The sequence below is a fragment of the Mitsuaria sp. CC2 genome (genome assembly GCF_048957715.1).
Taxonomy (GTDB): Bacteria; Pseudomonadota; Gammaproteobacteria; order Burkholderiales; family Burkholderiaceae_C; genus Roseateles.
In genome coordinates, this window is the sequence record NZ_JARVXN010000007.1 from 82,876 (window position 1) to 98,668 (window position 15,793).

At 66.7% G+C, this 15,793-nt stretch carries 7 protein-coding genes; all 7 read right to left on the bottom strand.

The genetic code is table 11. From position 1 onward, the window contains the following. Positions 1-41: 41 nt before the first annotated feature. The 7 genes from PV762_RS04700 to PV762_RS04730 all read right to left on the bottom strand — a co-directional run bounded on the left by PV762_RS04700 (position 42) and on the right by PV762_RS04730 (position 15,791). Complete coding sequence (locus tag PV762_RS04700; RefSeq protein WP_421033863.1) at positions 42-4,223, bottom strand: CHASE domain-containing protein; 4,182 nt, start codon at positions 4,221-4,223, stop codon at positions 42-44. Between the two features lie 7 nt (positions 4,224-4,230). Beyond that, positions 4,231-5,184 (bottom strand): diguanylate cyclase domain-containing protein, encoded by a 954-nt coding sequence (locus PV762_RS04705; protein ID WP_421033864.1) that lies wholly within the window; start codon positions 5,182-5,184, stop codon positions 4,231-4,233. Continuing rightward, complete coding sequence (locus tag PV762_RS04710) at positions 5,181-5,537, bottom strand: hypothetical protein (protein WP_421033865.1); 357 nt, start codon at positions 5,535-5,537, stop codon at positions 5,181-5,183. The genes PV762_RS04705 and PV762_RS04710 overlap by 4 nt, the downstream gene beginning before the upstream one ends. Positions 5,538-5,621: 84 nt before the next feature. Continuing rightward, positions 5,622-10,799: a CHASE domain-containing protein gene (locus PV762_RS04715; RefSeq protein WP_421033866.1), complete on the bottom strand. Its 5,178-nt coding sequence runs from the start codon at positions 10,797-10,799 to the stop codon at positions 5,622-5,624. A gap of 324 nt (positions 10,800-11,123) precedes the next feature. Beyond that, on the bottom strand, positions 11,124-12,749 hold the full coding sequence (locus PV762_RS04720; RefSeq protein ID WP_421033867.1) for a methyl-accepting chemotaxis protein: 1,626 nt from the start codon (positions 12,747-12,749) through the stop codon (positions 11,124-11,126). 791 nt (positions 12,750-13,540) lie between these two features. Further along, positions 13,541-14,047, bottom strand: a complete 507-nt coding sequence (locus PV762_RS04725; protein WP_421033868.1) for a PEP-CTERM sorting domain-containing protein — start codon at positions 14,045-14,047, stop codon at positions 13,541-13,543. A gap of 328 nt (positions 14,048-14,375) precedes the next feature. After that, positions 14,376-15,791 (bottom strand): TAXI family TRAP transporter solute-binding subunit, encoded by a 1,416-nt coding sequence (locus tag PV762_RS04730; RefSeq protein ID WP_421033869.1) that lies wholly within the window; start codon positions 15,789-15,791, stop codon positions 14,376-14,378. Positions 15,792-15,793: the final 2 nt, after the last annotated feature.

Below are 15,793 nucleotides of genomic sequence, written 5' to 3' on the forward strand. Positions count from 1 at the left end.
GCAAAACTCCGCGCTGATCCGCCTTGCAAGGGTCGGATCCATTACCTGCAGCAGTGGTTCGGCCTCTCGGACCCGGCGATGGAAGAAGAGAGAGGTTTGCCGTGCTCGGCGGCCGATGCGTGGTGATGAACTTCGCCCACCCAGTCGGCCACGGCGTCGAAAGAAAGCTCGTTCAATTGCTCGGTGAGCATCCACACTGCATCCGCGCCGAGCCACCCGATGAGCGAGTCCTTCAACTCGGCGAACAACGCCATCGCACGAAAATCGTGCGACCTCAGGAGTGCCTGCCACTCGCGCAAGGCGGCCGCGTCTACGGGCGGGCCAAGTGCCGCGGGCGGCGCCCAGCCTGCGGGGGAGCGGTCTGCCGCCGTCGTCTCGTCCGAGATCGCGGCCACCGTTTGCGCCAGCGGCACCTGCGGCCATTCAGCGATCAGCCGGCGCATTTCCGCCAGATCATGTGCTGCCGTATGCCAACGCCCCTCGCGCTGTTTGGATTCGGCCGCGGCGGCAAGCGTGCCGAGCGCGTCGGCGGCGATGGTGCCGGCCATGCTCTTGATGTCATGCAAAAACCTGCCTCGCGCGTCCTGCGCAAGCGTCGTGTCCGAATCCAGTGCGTCGACGGCGCGCCGAATGCCGCGAACCAACTGGTGCAACAGCGACGCTTCGCCCTTGAGCTGCCTGAATGACCTTTCAGCTGAAATTCCAGGCCAGCGCGGCCAGACAGCGAGCTCATTGCTGCTGGGCGAGGCGGGGTGGCTGCGCGGCTGGGCGACAACTGGCAACGGGGCGGATGCGGAGGATCCGCACGAATCGGCGGCCAGCAGCAGGCGCTGGATGTTCCTCACCAGCGTGTCTGGGTCGAAGGGCTTGCCGATGATGGCGTTCATGCCGGCGGCAAGCGCACGGCTGCGTTCAGAGGACGAAACCCCGGCGGTCAGCCCGATCACGGGCAGCTCACCAAGCCCAAGCGGGCCGCGAATCTGACGCGTCGCATCCAGGCCGTCCAGGACAGGCATGTTGACATCCATCAGCACGGCGTGGAAGTCCTGCGAACGCGCCGTCAGAATGTCCAGTGCTCGACGTCCGTCTGAAGCGACCTCGATCTCCGCACCTTCGCTTCGCAGGACGCGGGCGGCAACCTCGCGGTTGACCTCGTTGTCGTCGACCACCAGCAGTCGCGTCCCCGCCAGACGGTGGCTGTCAGGCATGTGCGATTCCCACGGCGAAGGGACCGGCTGGGCGGCCAGGCGAGGCAGTCGCAGGGAAACGGTGAAACGGCTGCCGCGCCCCACGGCGCTGTCCACGTCCACGCGCCCGCCCATCATCTCCACCAGTTGCTTGACGATGGACAGTCCGAGCCCGGTGCCGCCATAGCGCCGCGTGGTGGACGCGTCAGCCTGCACGAAGGGCGAGAACAGGCGGGCCTTGGCCGCCTCGTTGATCCCGATGCCCGTGTCATGCACCTCCATCGTCACGTCCATGAAGTCGACGCTCACCGGTGTATGGCGCAGGGTCAGCCGCACCTCGCCCGTGTCGGTGAACTTGACCGCGTTGCTCAGCAAGTTGAGCAGCACCTGATGCAGCCGCGTGCGGTCGCCTTCGAGCAGATGGGGGCCGGACGGATCCTCCGTCAGCACATACGACACGCCCTTGTCGCGCGCTGACAGTTCAATGAGCGCCGAGACGTCGCGAGCGATCTCGTTGATGTCCACCGGCATGCGCTCCAGCGACATTTCGCCGGCTTCGATCTTGGAGAAGTCCAGGACATCGTTGATGAGCGACAGCAGGGCTTTGCCCGCGACCAGCACCCGCTTGAGCATGCCGCGCTGGTCCGCGTCGAGGGCGGTCTTCTCCAGCAGATGCGACAAGCCGATCACTGCATTCATGGGCGTGCGGATCTCATGGCTCATGTTGGCCAGGAAGCGGCTTTTGGAGTCGTTGGCCTGTTCGGCTTCGTGCATGGCAGTACGCAGCAGGCTCAGGGTGCGCTGCAACTCCATCTCGGTGTGCTTGCGGTCGGTGATGTCGGTACGGATCGAGACGTACTTCTCCACGCGGTGCTGCGCATCCAGGAACGGCGCGATGACACTGTCCACCCAATACAGGGTGCCGTCCTTGCCGCGGTTGCAGACCTCGGCCCGCCAGCTTTGGCCGCTGCTGATGGTGCGCCACATCTCTGTCCAGAATTCCTGGGGATGGTGACCCGAGTTGACGATGCGGTGGTTCTGACCAAGGAGTTCCGATCGCTCGAAGCCCGAGACGCTGCAAAACGCCTCGTTCACGTCGATGATGCGCCCGGCCCGGTCCGCCACCGACACGATGGCGTGCTGATGCAAAGTCTGCAGCAAGGCTGCGTTGTCACGCTGGGCCGCGGCGAGCTGCAGTCGACTTTCGGTGAGCTCGGTGACGTCGTGGACAAAGGCATAGAAACCTTTGACCTCGCCGTCCTGGACATCGGGCAGGTAGTGCACCAGGGCGTGGCGGGCAGGCTTGCCTGCGGTCGCAGCGACCGTTTCCTCGAAGCGCTGCGCTTGGCCACGCAAGGCCGCTTGCAGGTGCGGCAGCGATCCGTCAAAGAGTTGCGCTCCGATCAGGTCGCGCAGGTGCATCCCCGGTACCTGTCGGGGATCCAGGTTGAACCAAGTGCCGTAGGTCTTGTTGGCCACGACGTTGCGCAGCTCGGTATTCCAGTAGCCGATCTGCGAGGGCATCGCATCCAGCACCGTCTGCAGGGCCTGGCGTGCCGACTCAAGATCGGCGGTGCGCGACTTCACCTGGTTCTCCAGGTCGGCGTTGAGCTCGGTGACGCGACGAGCGGCCGAGCGGGCTTCGCGCACGTCGCGCAGGGTCTTGGCCAGACCCACGACCGTGCCGTCGTGCTCCAGGATGGGACCGGCGGAGATCGAGACCTCGATGAACGATCCGTCCTTGTGGCGGCGCAGCGTCTCGAAGGCCTTCACGCGTCGACCCTTTGCCACTTCCGCGAGCATGAACTCATCCTCGCCCTCGCGACCGGGAGGAACGAGCAACTGCAGCGCCGTGTGCCCAAGCACCTCCTCGACCTCGTAGCCGAAAAGACGTCGGGCGCCGTCGTTCCAGTCGGTCACCACGCCCGCCAGGGTCTGCACCACGATGGCGTCGTCCGATCCCTGCACGATGGCCGCTCGGCGGGACTGCTCCAGGCGCTGCTTTCGGCCGCGGTCGGACAGGTGCACGTAGCTCACCATCAGCGCGGTGAGGACCCCGCCCAGGATCGCGATCTCCAGCACTTCGCGGTGCGGCGGCGGCAGTTGGAGCGATTGCGCGAACAGTGGTGTGGGTTGCAGGTCGACGTCCCATTCGCGACCGAAGAGTCCGAGCCTGGCGACCGGTTCGCTGGCGGGAGCAGAAAAGAGGTCCTGGGTACTGCTGTACAGCCACCGGCCGGGTGCGGCCGCTCGGTCCCTGATTCGAAGTTCGAAGTGCTCGCTCTCCACATCCAGACCCCGCAGCACCTCGTCCATGCGAAGCGGCGCATACACCCAGCCAAAGAGGGCCGCTTCGCGCTCCGACGCCGTGGTCACCGGCAGGCCGAATCGATAGACGGGCAATACGAGCAGAAGTCCGCTCAGCGGTGCGCCGGCATCCTGGAGCAAGGTCAGGGGGGCGCTCAGGGTGGCTTGCCCGGAACGCATGGCTTTCACGACGGCGTCGCGTCGTACCGCGTCCGTGGAGATGTCCATGCCCATCACTGGCAGGTTGCGCTCTTGCGGTTCGATGTACTGCACCACGAACCAGTCGTGCTCCGAGGGCTGGATGGCCGGGCCGGCTTCTCCAGCCGGGATGGCAGCTGACAGCTGCCGCAGGAACGCGGCCTGTTGCGAAGGCCTCACCCGTCTGATGAAGCCAAACCCACGTGCCCCCGGGAACTCCTCTGCAAAGTTGCGACTCGCGCCGTAGCGGGCGAAGGCCGCCCGGTCAAGACCGTCGCCAGCCGCCGCGACCGCGCCGCGGGTGCCGCGCAATCCGTACTCGTACAGGCGCATTCGTGCCTGGATTTCGTCGACCACCCGATCCTTGACGCGTTGGAACCGTCGTGACTGCTCCAGCCGGTTCTGCTCGTGCATGTGAAAGTAGACGAGCGCGGCAATGGCCGCCGTCAGGCACATCAACGCCATGGTTGCAACGACCGACCGCTCGGTCAGGCTCATTGCCTGGAGCCGGCGAAAGGACAAACGCATCATCGTGACCTCAACTGCCCCGCGGCTCACAGCGGTCGCGGCCGCCCGACTTGGCCCGGTACAGCGCCTGGTCGGCCAAGCTCATCAGAGCGCTGGGCGCGAGATGCTCCTGGCCGGGCGCCGGAAGGGCGGCCACGCCGATGCTCACGGTCACATGGGCGGCGGTGGGCGAGGCCGCGTGCGGCAGCGCCCGCATGCGCACCGCGCGCAGCGCGCCTTGCGCCACATCGATGGCTCCCGTGAGAGGGGTCTCGGGCAGCAACAGCGCGAACTCCTCGCCGCCGAGTCGACCCAGCTGATCGCCCGGGCGCTGCGCCACCGAGGCCAGAGCGCCGGCCACGGCCCGCAGGCATTCGTCACCAGCCGGATGGCCGTAGTGATCGTTGTAGGATTTGAAGTGGTCGACGTCCACGATGAGCATGGACAGTGAACTGGCGCTGCGCGCGCAGCGCTGGCATTCCCGTTGCAACACCTCGTCGAAGTGGCGGCGATTGCCAACGCCTGTTAGGCCATCCGTCGTCGCCAGGCGGCGCAACTCGTCGGTCAGGCCCTTGATGCGAAGCTGCGTGCGCACGCGTGCCAGCAGCACGGTTTCATGGGGCGGCTTGGTGATGAAGTCCACCGCGCCGCCCTCGAAAGCACGAAGCTCCACATCGGATTCACCATGTCCGGTCACGAACATGACGGGGATCCCACAAAGATCGGGGTCCGCCTTCATGAGGTGGCAGAGCTCGAACCCGGACATGCCCGGCATTTCCGCATCGAGCAGGACCAGGTCTGGCGCGCTGTCGCGCATCTGGCTGAGTGCCTGCTCGCCACTGGTGGCAAAGCTCAGCCGCGCCGTGCCGTGCAACATGCGCGCCGTCAACTGGATGATCGCGGGACTGTCGTCGACGATGAGCACGTGCTGGAAAGGCGACGACGTGGCCTGCATGGCGCCACGGTCCGCGGATCGCTCGGTCATGAGCGTCGCACAGCGACGGCCTCGGACGCGTGCGCCATCCGTTCCCGGTAGCGGCGAACGGACTCCAGCGCGCATCGAAGATGGACGTGGACTTCGTTGGCGCTGCCCAGCTTCAATGCAGACTCCGCCAGCTGAAGTTCCTTGACCGCGGCAATGGCGCCAAGCCCCAGCGCACCGCCGCGCAGGCGGTGCAGCGAGGCGGCCATCGTTGACTCCCGCATCGGGTCCGCCGACCCGGCCAGCGCGCCCTCCAACTCTTCGCGGGATCGGTCCAGCAAGCGGCACAGCAGACGCTGATCGCCGCCCAGGCGACTGAGCGCGCCTTCGACGTCGAACTCCAAAGCGATGGACATTGTCGGCCTCCCTGCCGGCATCACGCCGATCGCCGCGCACGCGAGGGACGCGGCACGGCGCGTGGCAAACGCCAGTCTTGTGGGTCAAGCTTCATGTCGATCGCCGGCGCTGTCAAGCCCGAAGACTGCGACGGACTGGCAATCCATCACCTCCTCAGAGGCGGCGCGGTCAATGTGCAGACGCAGCGAGCGCACGACCACGGCCGGCTCCAGGGGCTTGGAGAGGAAGTCGGTCATGCCCGCCTCGAGCGCGCGGTTGCGCTCATCGTCCAGCGCGCCCGCCGTGAGTGCAATCACGGGCAGGGACATCTGCAGCTCCTGGCGCAGGATCCGGCAGGCCTGCAAGCCGTCCATCACCGGCATCTGGACATCCATCAGCACGGCATCGATTGCGACGTCAGTGTCCGCCCTCAGCGCCGTCAAGGCCTCTTGTCCGTTGGCGGCGGTCCGCACCGTCGCGCCTTCGCGCTCCAGCAGGCTGCGTGCGATCTCAAGGTTGATGTCACTGTCGTCCACCACCAGGACGCACAGGCCACGCAACCATTGAACGTCCACTTCGTCAAAACGCGTGTGCCTCAGCAGCCGCTCATAGTCGCGCCGAGGCGCGAGCGCGGCCGCCACCGCGTTGAACAGCTTGGAAGGACTGATCGGCGCGCGCAGGACGGCGTTGGCGTCCGCGTGGGCGTTTGCGCGCTCGCCATCGCGATCGCCATCGCTATTTCTGTCGCTGTCGCTGTCGACGTCGACGTCGACGTCAGCGTCAAGTCGTATCGTGGCCACGCCCGCTAGGGGCGACGCGCCGCCCGACTGCCGCAGCGCATTCAGGGCCTGGGCGTCGCCAATCACCACATCCGTTGGCGAGGCGGCATCCAGGGCCGCGACGCTCGCGGCGGTGTGGGTCGACCAGCCCAAGCGCTTGCACAGATGGCGCAGTTGCACCAGCGGCGCTTCGGACAGGCCGAGCAACACGAGCTGGAGGTCGCCGACTCGGCGGGAACCGGGCAACTCGCGCTCGGGAAGCGTGAGCGTGAAAGTGCTGCCCTGTCCGGGCACGCTGCTGACCTCGATGTGGCCTCCCAGCAAGCCGGTCAGCTCTCGCACGATGGACAGACCCAGTCCCGTCCCCCCGTATCGCCGCGTCGTCGAGACGTCCGCCTGCACGAATGGCTGGAAGAGTCGTTGCCGGGCCTCATCCGAGATGCCGATGCCGGTGTCGGCCACCGTCCAGGCGAGCGCATGCCCAGTCGGGGTGGCCACCCTTTGCACCGACACGCTCACGCCGCCACGGGCGGTGAACTTGAGGGCGTTGCCCACGAGGTTCAGGAGGATCTGGCGCAGCCGCAGGGGATCGCTGGCGACGTGGGCGGGAACCTCTTCTGCGCAAGCGGTGCGCAGCTGCAGGCCCTTGGCGCCGGCCTGGGCGTCGAGCAGCTCGCCAAGCTCGGCCAGCACCTTGCGCGGCTCCACGGCGGCCCACTCGACATGCAGCCCCCCGGCCTCGATCTTGGCCAGGTCCAGGACGTCGTTGATGATGGCCAGCAGTGTCTTGCCTGCCGTCTCCAGCTTGCCCAGCAATTGGCGCTGGTCCTGGCCGAGTGAGGACCGCTTGAGCAGATGCGCAATGCCCAGCACCGCGTTCATCGGCGTGCGGAGTTCGTGGCTCATGTTGGCCAGAAAGCTGCTCTTGGCGAGGCTTGCCGCCTCGGCGTTGTCGCGCGCGAGCCGCAGGGTCTGCTCCGCCTGGCGGCGCGCGGTGATGTCTTGCGCGATGCCCAGATAGCCCAGCAGCCGTCCCTCTGCGTCGCGCTGCGTGGTCACGACCAGCGAGACGGGGAAGTGCGTACCGTCCTTGCGCACATAGGTCCATTCGCGATTCTCGGACCCGTGCAGTTGCGGTATCCGGACCAGGGCGCTAAAGCCCGACACCGGCTTGCCGGTCTCGCGCGAGAGTTCCTCGGCACGGGCGTCCACCTCTTCCTTCAGATGGATCAGCGCCGGCGAGTGACGTCCCACGACGTCTTGCGCACGGTATCCGAGCAGTCGCTCCGCGCCCGAATTGAAAACCGTGATCGTGCCCTGGTCGTCGGTGGCAATGATGGAGATCTCGGTGGCGGCGCTCAGCACGCCTTGCAGCAGCGACGCGGTGCTGGCAAGCCTGTCCAGGGCCGTCTTGATCGGGGTGATGTCCTGATGGATGCCGACCATCCATTCCGGCTCATCGTCGGCGGTTCGGGACACCACACGGCCCAGGGACTGGATCCAGACCCAGTTGCCCTGCCGATGCCGCATCCGGATCTCGCAGGAGAACACGGGATCGCAACGTTGGAGATGGCGCTCCAACGCCAGCTCGAAGTCGGGCAGGTCTTGTGGATGCAGCCGCTCGCGCCATCGCGCCATCGTCATCGGATCCAACTCGGCCAGCCTGAAGCCGAGCATGGCGGCCCACCGTTCGTTGCACAGGACCTGGCCGTCCTGGACCAGCCACTCCCAGGTGCCCACCGCCGTGCCTTCGATGATGTTGGAAAGCCTTTGGCGCTCCTGGGCGAGGTCCTGGGTGCGGGCTTGCACGTCGCGCTCGAGTCGGTCGTTCAGCGCCTCCAGCCGCAGCCGCACCTGGCGCTGCACGGAGACGTCTCGCACGATCACGATCACGTCGGCCCCCCAGGGCCCCGGCTCCATGAGCCGCAGGCAGTGGATGGACACCCAGCGCGGCTCGCTTGAATCCGGTGCCTGCTGCAGGGTCGCGTCCTCGTCGCCGGGCGCCGCGGCGCCCGCGACTGCCCGTCCTGCGGACTGCTCGCCGGTCTGCTCTACGTTCTGCTCCACGTTCTGATCTGGAGTCCGCTCAACGGTCTGTGGAGCAGGGCGGACGCACGCCCGACCAGGTGTCGACAGGGTCGTGGTGAATTCGACTTCCTGCCCCGCCTTGAGATCGCTGGGCCACGGTGCGTCGATCGGGGCCAGATTCACCAACGCCTGACCCAGGGCGTCGCGCGCCGCGAGGCCGAAGATCTGCTCGGCCGCCTTGTTCCACGACAGCACGCGTCCGTGGATGTCCACGGCAATGAACGCGTCATGCGTTTGGTCCAGCAGCGCGGCCTGATGCAAGTGCTGCGCGCGGACCAGCAACTGCCGCTGCAGCCCCGTCCAGTAAAAGAACAGCAGCGCGCCGCCCAGCAGGCCGCCGGCCAGCGGCATCTGCAGGCGCTGCAGGAATTCGTGGCGCAGCGACTGCTCCACGGCGGACAAGGGCACACTGGCGACGTAGGTGACATTGGCGGCGGGCCAATCCGGGTTGTAGGCCAACGCGCGGCGCACCGTCCAGAGTTCGCCGCCGGGGCCATCCGCGCGTTGCAGGAGCGCGCGCCCGGGCACCGGGATCGGATCGGCCAGGGCGTCCAGGGCGTTCACGCTTTGCAGCGCGCTGAGCGTGGCGGCGGTACTCGAGCCAACCGCGGGCGGCGTGACGAGCTGGCGCCGATCATTCATGGCGACCAGCGACATCTGCGGTGGAAGGGGGAGCGCGAGATCGGACGCTCGACGCGACGCGTCCACCGTGGTCACCATCGCGGCCATGGGCCTGCCCATGGCGTCGCGCACGATCACTGCGGCCCTGAACACCACCGTGTCCTGGCCCGCGCCCATCGATTCCCGCCGCAAAGGCGAGTACACGACGGTGCTGGCGGGATGCTGGAGCAGCTGGCGGATGAGCTCGCGCCCGTGGTCGGCCAGAACGCCAGCGACGGGTTGCAATCGACCGTCGGATCCGCGAAGGATTCGTTTGACTTCGACAGGCCCGGCTCCCGTTCCAATCGCGACCGCCTCAGGCGTGAAGAGGCTGGGGACCTTGGCACGGCCCTCACGATGCAGCCACACCAAGTCAAGCGCCAGCACCTCGGGTGCGCCGCGCAGATACGCTTGGGCCAGCGCCTGGATTCGCGGCAGCATCGTTGTGGGCTTGAGGGGCGCCGGGCTGCCGTCGGTGGTCGCGAAAGGCGTCGCGGCAAGAAACTCCATCGCCTGACGTCGAGCGCTCAACGCCCGCTCGATCTGGCGCGCGCGCGCCGTGACTGCGTCGTCCAGGTCCCTTTCCCACATGCGTTCGGCGTCCTCACGGAGCGAGCGATACCCCATTCCTGCATAGATCGCGAGCCCCGCGCAGTACAGCGACAGGCCACCGCGCCCCAGCGGGCTGCCGAAAAAGTTGCGCAGCGTCACACCATGCATGGCATCGGGCAGGCCCAGCCACGCCCGGTGCTGGGCACGGCGATGAAGCAGCAGATGGACCGACACGCCGGCAAGCAGCGACAGGGCCAATCCGGCGGTCCAGGCCTGCGCTACCGGGGGAGCGCCGATGGAGGCGACGATGGCCGGCGTGGTGCTGGCGTGCAGGCGCCAGATGCGGCCATACACGGGCAGCTGCACGGACATGTTCATCCGCGGAGTGCCGTCGGCAGACCCCTCATTTGCCGCGTAGAACCGCTCGCCCGTTCCCTCGTCGAAGAGTTCGACGTCGAGGTCCCTGAGACGGTCCGCCATGCCGGCCAAGACTTCGTCAATGACCAGTGGTGCGTAGCTCCAGCCGATCAGTTGCTCCTCCGGCCGGTTCGGTCTGCCCGCGGACGCCTGTCCCTGATAGAACGGCATCAGAAACAGGAAGGACTGCCTGGGCCGTTGATCGGCCTGCACAAGGGTGATGGGCGGCGTGAGACGTGGCTCGCCGCTGAGCATCGCTTCCTCAGCCGCACGGCGACGTTTGGACTCCGAGGCGATGTCCAGCCCGGTCGCGCCCAGATTGGTCTCCAGCGGGTAGATGTACTCAATGACGTAGCGATCCCCGGGGTGCGGGGAAAACATGAGCACCTCAAATGCGGGAGCTCCGTCTCGCCGCGCGGCCTCGATGAAAGCTGGCAACTGAGCTTCGCTCACCCGGCGGATGAAGCCGAAGCCTCTCGCGCCGGGGAACTCCGCGGCCATGTCGCGGCTGAGCATGTAGCGGGCGAACGCTCGGCGGTTGATCCCCGCCTCACCCATGGCCACCAGTGCGCCACGCGCGCCGCGCAGCCCGAACTGATACCGTTCAATGCGATCCCTGATCCCTTCAGCGGCCGCATTCACCCGCTCATGCAACCGATCCCGCAGTGCTTGCTCGTGTTGCGCCGCGAAGTGCGACGCGGACGCAGCGGTCAGCACGACGCCCACCGTGAAGACACCGAGCGCAGCTCGGATCCGACCACGTCCCGCCGTGACGTGAGTCTGCATGCGGTCTCCCTGCCGTTGTCGTTCGTTGTTCGTTGCTCGCCGACTCTAACGCGCAAAGCGTCGCATCGCAGCGCGCTCTAGCAAACAGGCTCTGCGTGGCGGTGACGCCGTCTCATCAATCTTGATGACGTGGCCGAACCAGAGAAGCGTCTGCGCCGGCGAGCCTCTTCCCGGTTTGTCAGCCGGCGCTGTGGAGTCGGACCGGACGCCGGCGATGGCTCGAGTGGACCCAAACAGCGGGCGTTCTGGCCGAAGGGGCGAATGGATGCTCACGCGCCGGCAGCCTGGTCATTGCGGCGCCGGCGAGCGGTCCGGTGCGCTTGTTCAGGCGGCTTGCCTTTCACGGCGAAGCGCCACCGCGTCGCGCTCGGCGAGCGTCTTCTTGCTCGCGTCGAGCCGGAACAGCTGCAGTGAATCATTGACGTTTTCCACCTGCAGTGTCAGTGCCTGGGCGGAGGCGGCGAGTTCTTCCACCATCGCCGCGTTCTGCTGCGTCAGGCCGTCGATGTGAGCCACCGCGCAGTTGACCTGTGCCACGCCGCTTTGTTGTTCAACGGCAGCGTGGCTGACTCGTTCAAGCAACGACTGCACTTCTCCGAAGCTGTTGACCACTTCATGCATGTGCGTGCGCACTTGTCCTGTCTGTCGATTGCCAGCCGCAACGCGGTTGCCCGCCTCCTCGATCAGCTGCTTGATCTCCCGGGCGGCCGCGCCTGTGCGGGCGGCCAGTGCGCGGACCTCGGAGGCCACGACCGCGAAGCCGCGACCGGCCTCGCCGGCGCGGGCCGCTTCAATGGCCGCGTTCAGCGCGAGGATGTTGGTTTGGAAGGCTACGCCCTCGATCACGTGAGTGATGTCGCCGATTCGGCTGGACGATTCGGAGATCGATGTCATCACCCCCACCAGCTCATCCACGGACTCGTTTCCCGCACGGGCGCTGATCGCCGAGCCGCGCACGAATGCCGCGCCTTGCTGCGCAGAAGCTGCGCTGTTCTGCACGGTGCCGTTGATCTGCTCCATGGACGCGGCCGTCTGTTGAACGCTGCCGGCCTGGGCCTCGGTGCGAGACGACATGTCCAGGTTTCCCGCGGTGATCTCTGCCACGGCCTTGCGCAACTGGTCCATTTCGCCGGCGACGTCGCCAATCACGGTCTTCAGGTTCACGCTGAGCTGCCTGACGATCTGTCGCAATTGACCGACCGGCGTACGGTCCGGAGGTGCGATCGTGACGTCCAGATCGCCGCCGGCCAGTTGCGTGGCCACCCGACACAGGTCGTCGAGCGCGCGGGCATGCATGCGCCGTTGCAGCAACGGGGCGGCGAGTCCGGCGGCCATCGCCAGCGCAAGGCCCCAGGGCGTCGCAGCGAATTGGCCCAGGCCGAACGCAAGGGCTGCCGCACCCGCGGCCATCGCCCCCGGCCAGCCCACCGCGGCGAACCGCCGCCGCACGGCGCTGGCGGCACGACCCACGGCATCAACGCGGACCACCTCGCCTCGACTCAGGCCGGTCGTGCGGCCGGTCGCGCGGTGTGTCCCTTCGGCTTCTCGTCGCAGCGTCGCGTAGAGATCTTCGGCCATCGCCACCTCCTGCCGACTCGGGGCTACCCGAACCGACAAGAAACCCACCGTCGCACCGTCGCGAAACATCGGCGTGGCGTTGGCGATGACCCAGTAGTGGTCCCCATCTTTGCGCCGGTTCTTCACCAGCCCGGTCCACGGCTTTCCGGCTCCGATGGTGGCCCACATGTCGCGGAATGCCTCCGCGGGCATATCGGGATGGCGGACCAGGTTGTGTGGCTGGCCCAACAACTCATCCTTCGAATAACCGCTGACGTCGATGAATGCGCTGTTGCAGTAGACGATACGACCCTTGAGGTCGGTGACGGAAACCAATGTCTTTCCTTGCGGGAAAGGAAATTCACGTTGCGTCACCGGGGTGTTCAGTCTCATGGAATGCTCCTGTCATGGCGGAATGGACCTGTTGATGGGAGAGTGCGCTGCGGCTTGGCCGTCTGTGGGATCTGTCATTGATCGACATCGAAGGTGCCAGTGGACAGACATGTTCCGACTTGCCGCTTGATTTGCGTCAATCGTCTGCCCCTCGAGATTAACGTGTCACGTACGTTAGTGACATCGATCACATCTGCGGTCTGACAAAGACGCGCGGAGTGCCCCGTCGCCAGTGATCGGACGCCGGGCCGGTCCCGGTTCCGGCCACGGGGCGTCCGGCACGTCTGCTCGTGGGGATTCGCCTACCGACACCTTGAGCCTGGTGAAGCGCGCGTTGGACGTTGGTGAATGGGAGCGGCACTGCGTTGCGGGGCTCTTGAGCATGAGGCGCGACCTGAGGTGCAACGTCAGGTGCGACTTGAGGTGCGACGTGGGCGCCCTCTGCTATGGGAAAACCTGCTCCCCACTCGCGTCACCAATGTCCGTCGCTCCGTCGCTCACCCGTGGATCTCGCGGGGGAGGGCGTCCAAACGAAAGCGCGCGCTGCGCGGAATTGACTGCATACGTACCGCCGCGCCGTGCAGGCTTGGGCGGGGTTGAGCGTGGCGCGGTGTCAAGTCAGCGCACCTTCCGTTCGCGCTGCGGCGCTGCGCTTGAAACAGTCCGAGAACAAGCGCCTTTCGAGGCGGCGCGCGGCTGGAGCGGCCCGTCCGGATATCTGAAAGCCCCACCAATGAAAAACCGGCCACGAGGGCCGGTTTCAGTCGATCAACGATTCGATCAATGACCGCTCATGGCTTCGCGCTTCGGCGACGAGCGGCACCCACGGCGCACAGGGCGATCGCGGCCAGCGCGATGCTCGCAGGCTCGGGCACCTCCTGGGCATCCACGGAGCTGATCGTCAACGTGCCGTGTTGTTCGGTTCCGAACAGGACGGTCTCGAAGGTGCCGAACTGGGAAAACACGCCAGCGTCGAAGTAGTAGTAGACCGTCGAGAACTCGTCCGGCCTGAAGCCCACCGTGTCGTATCCGGACATGGACAGGAAGCCTTGCGGGGAACCGCAGGTGCCCAGCGAGGTCGTGCACGAGTCAAGACTCGCCAGCGGGATGTAGTCCGGGGTGGAAATGAACGTCGGCACCGTGAAGCTGAACGCTCCTGTGCCAAACCCGCTGTACGAAGAATTGGCAGTGAAGCTGTAGACCACATCGGCGTTGGCGGATCCACCCGCCATCAACAACGCGGCACCGGCAAGGAAGCCGGCAAGTGCCTGTCCGAACGTGCGACTTTTTCTTTGCATGACGACTCTCCTTGGAAAATCATCAAGACAGCATTTTTTGTGCCACTTTTCATGGAAACACAAAAAAACGATGGTCGATCAAAGGGGTTGGGCCGCATTTGCAATCCCTAACTTGACGAGAGGGGTCAACCCGGCGCGCTCACTGTAAACAAACTCGACAGTGGGGGGTGTGGCCTACCGAACAGACGCTGATGCAGCATCCTCGCCTTCGGCGACCCGGACATTCGCCGCTCCGGCCAGCGGACTGAGGGCCAGGGCGGCAATGCAGAAACAGGTGCGCAGTTTCATGCGAGGCGGACGATCTGCAAGCCGTCGCGCGGCCCATTGATCAGGCGCGCGGTCCGTCCGTCGGTCCGTTCGACGGTCTGTTCGTCGCTCCGTCCGTCGGCTGCGACCGCTGCGCCAGCAACCGCTTGCGCACCGCATGGATGTTGTTGCGCAGCGCGTAGAGCTCTTCGGCATACGACAGCGGCACGGCGATGCGGTGGGTGACGCGGTCCAGTTCGTCCAGCTCGTCGAGCAAGGCTTCGCGCTCGCCGGTGCCGGTTTCCAGTTTGGCTTCCACCTCGCGCAGCCGTGCGTACCAGCGGAACACACGCGAGCGCACGCGGAAGGTGTAGAGCGGCGGCACCACGCGCGACAGCGGCAGCATGAGCACCAGCAGGCCGCCGACCACGAGCCACATGCGTTCCAGCAGATTGCCGGCCCAGAAGGGCAGGTAGCGCGCCCAGGCGGGCGGCGTGCCGTTGATCGCGCGATCGCCTTCGGCGCTGACCGGCAGTTCGCTGGTGCGGGTGTTGGGGAAGTCGCGCGCGCCGTTGAACCAGCCGGCCCCGCTGTGCTGGCCCAGCGCCGCCTGCGCGAACAGCTGGCGCAGCGCGGGATGCGTCTGCTCGCGCGCGAGAAGCGCGGTGGTGGTGGCCAGCAGCGGCACGTCGTGCGGCGGCACGTCGGCCGCCAGGTCCACCACGCCGCGCGGCAGCGTCACGGTGGACAGGAAGGGCAGGTGGCGCGAATAGGCCTCGTTCTGCTCGAAGGCCATCAGCGCGACGGCCGGATCGCGCAGCAGCGCGCGGATCAGGCCGGCTTGCGGCGCCGAGATCAGCACCGCGGCGTCCAGCCGGCCCTCGCGCAGCGCCGCGCCGGCGGCGTCGGGCGCCAGATTCGACAACCGCAGATCGGTTGGCTTCAACTGGTTCAGCGCCAGCAGCTTCTCGACGATCTGCGGGACGCCGCTGCCGTCCTGGTCCACGTTGACGCGCAGGCCGCGCAGCTGGATCAGGCTCTGCAGTTCGCCGCTGCGCTGGCGGCGTGCGATGCCGAGATCGCGGCGATAGAAGATCCAGATCGGCTCATAGAACAGGCTGCCCAGCGAGACGATGCCGGACTCGGTATCGGCCGCCGGATCGGCCATGCCGCCGCGGACGAAGCCCACGTCGGCGGTGCCCGCGCGCAGATGGGAAAGATCGTCCTGCGCGCCTTCGCTGCCGATGAGCTGCACCTGGATGCCCTCGCGTGCCAGCGCTTTCGCGTAGCCCTCGCCGAAGCCGGCGTAGGCGCTGCCGGCCGGGCCGGTGGCCAGGCGCACCTGGCGCGGCGGCTGCGGATCCAGCCACCAGTAGGCCGCGATCAGCAGGCCGCCGCCGAGCAGCAACGGCGGCCACATGGAGACCACCAGGTCGCGGATCGTCTGCAGCAGCAGGCGCAGGTTGCGCGTGGCGCGCCATTGCTGGATGGGGGTCATGA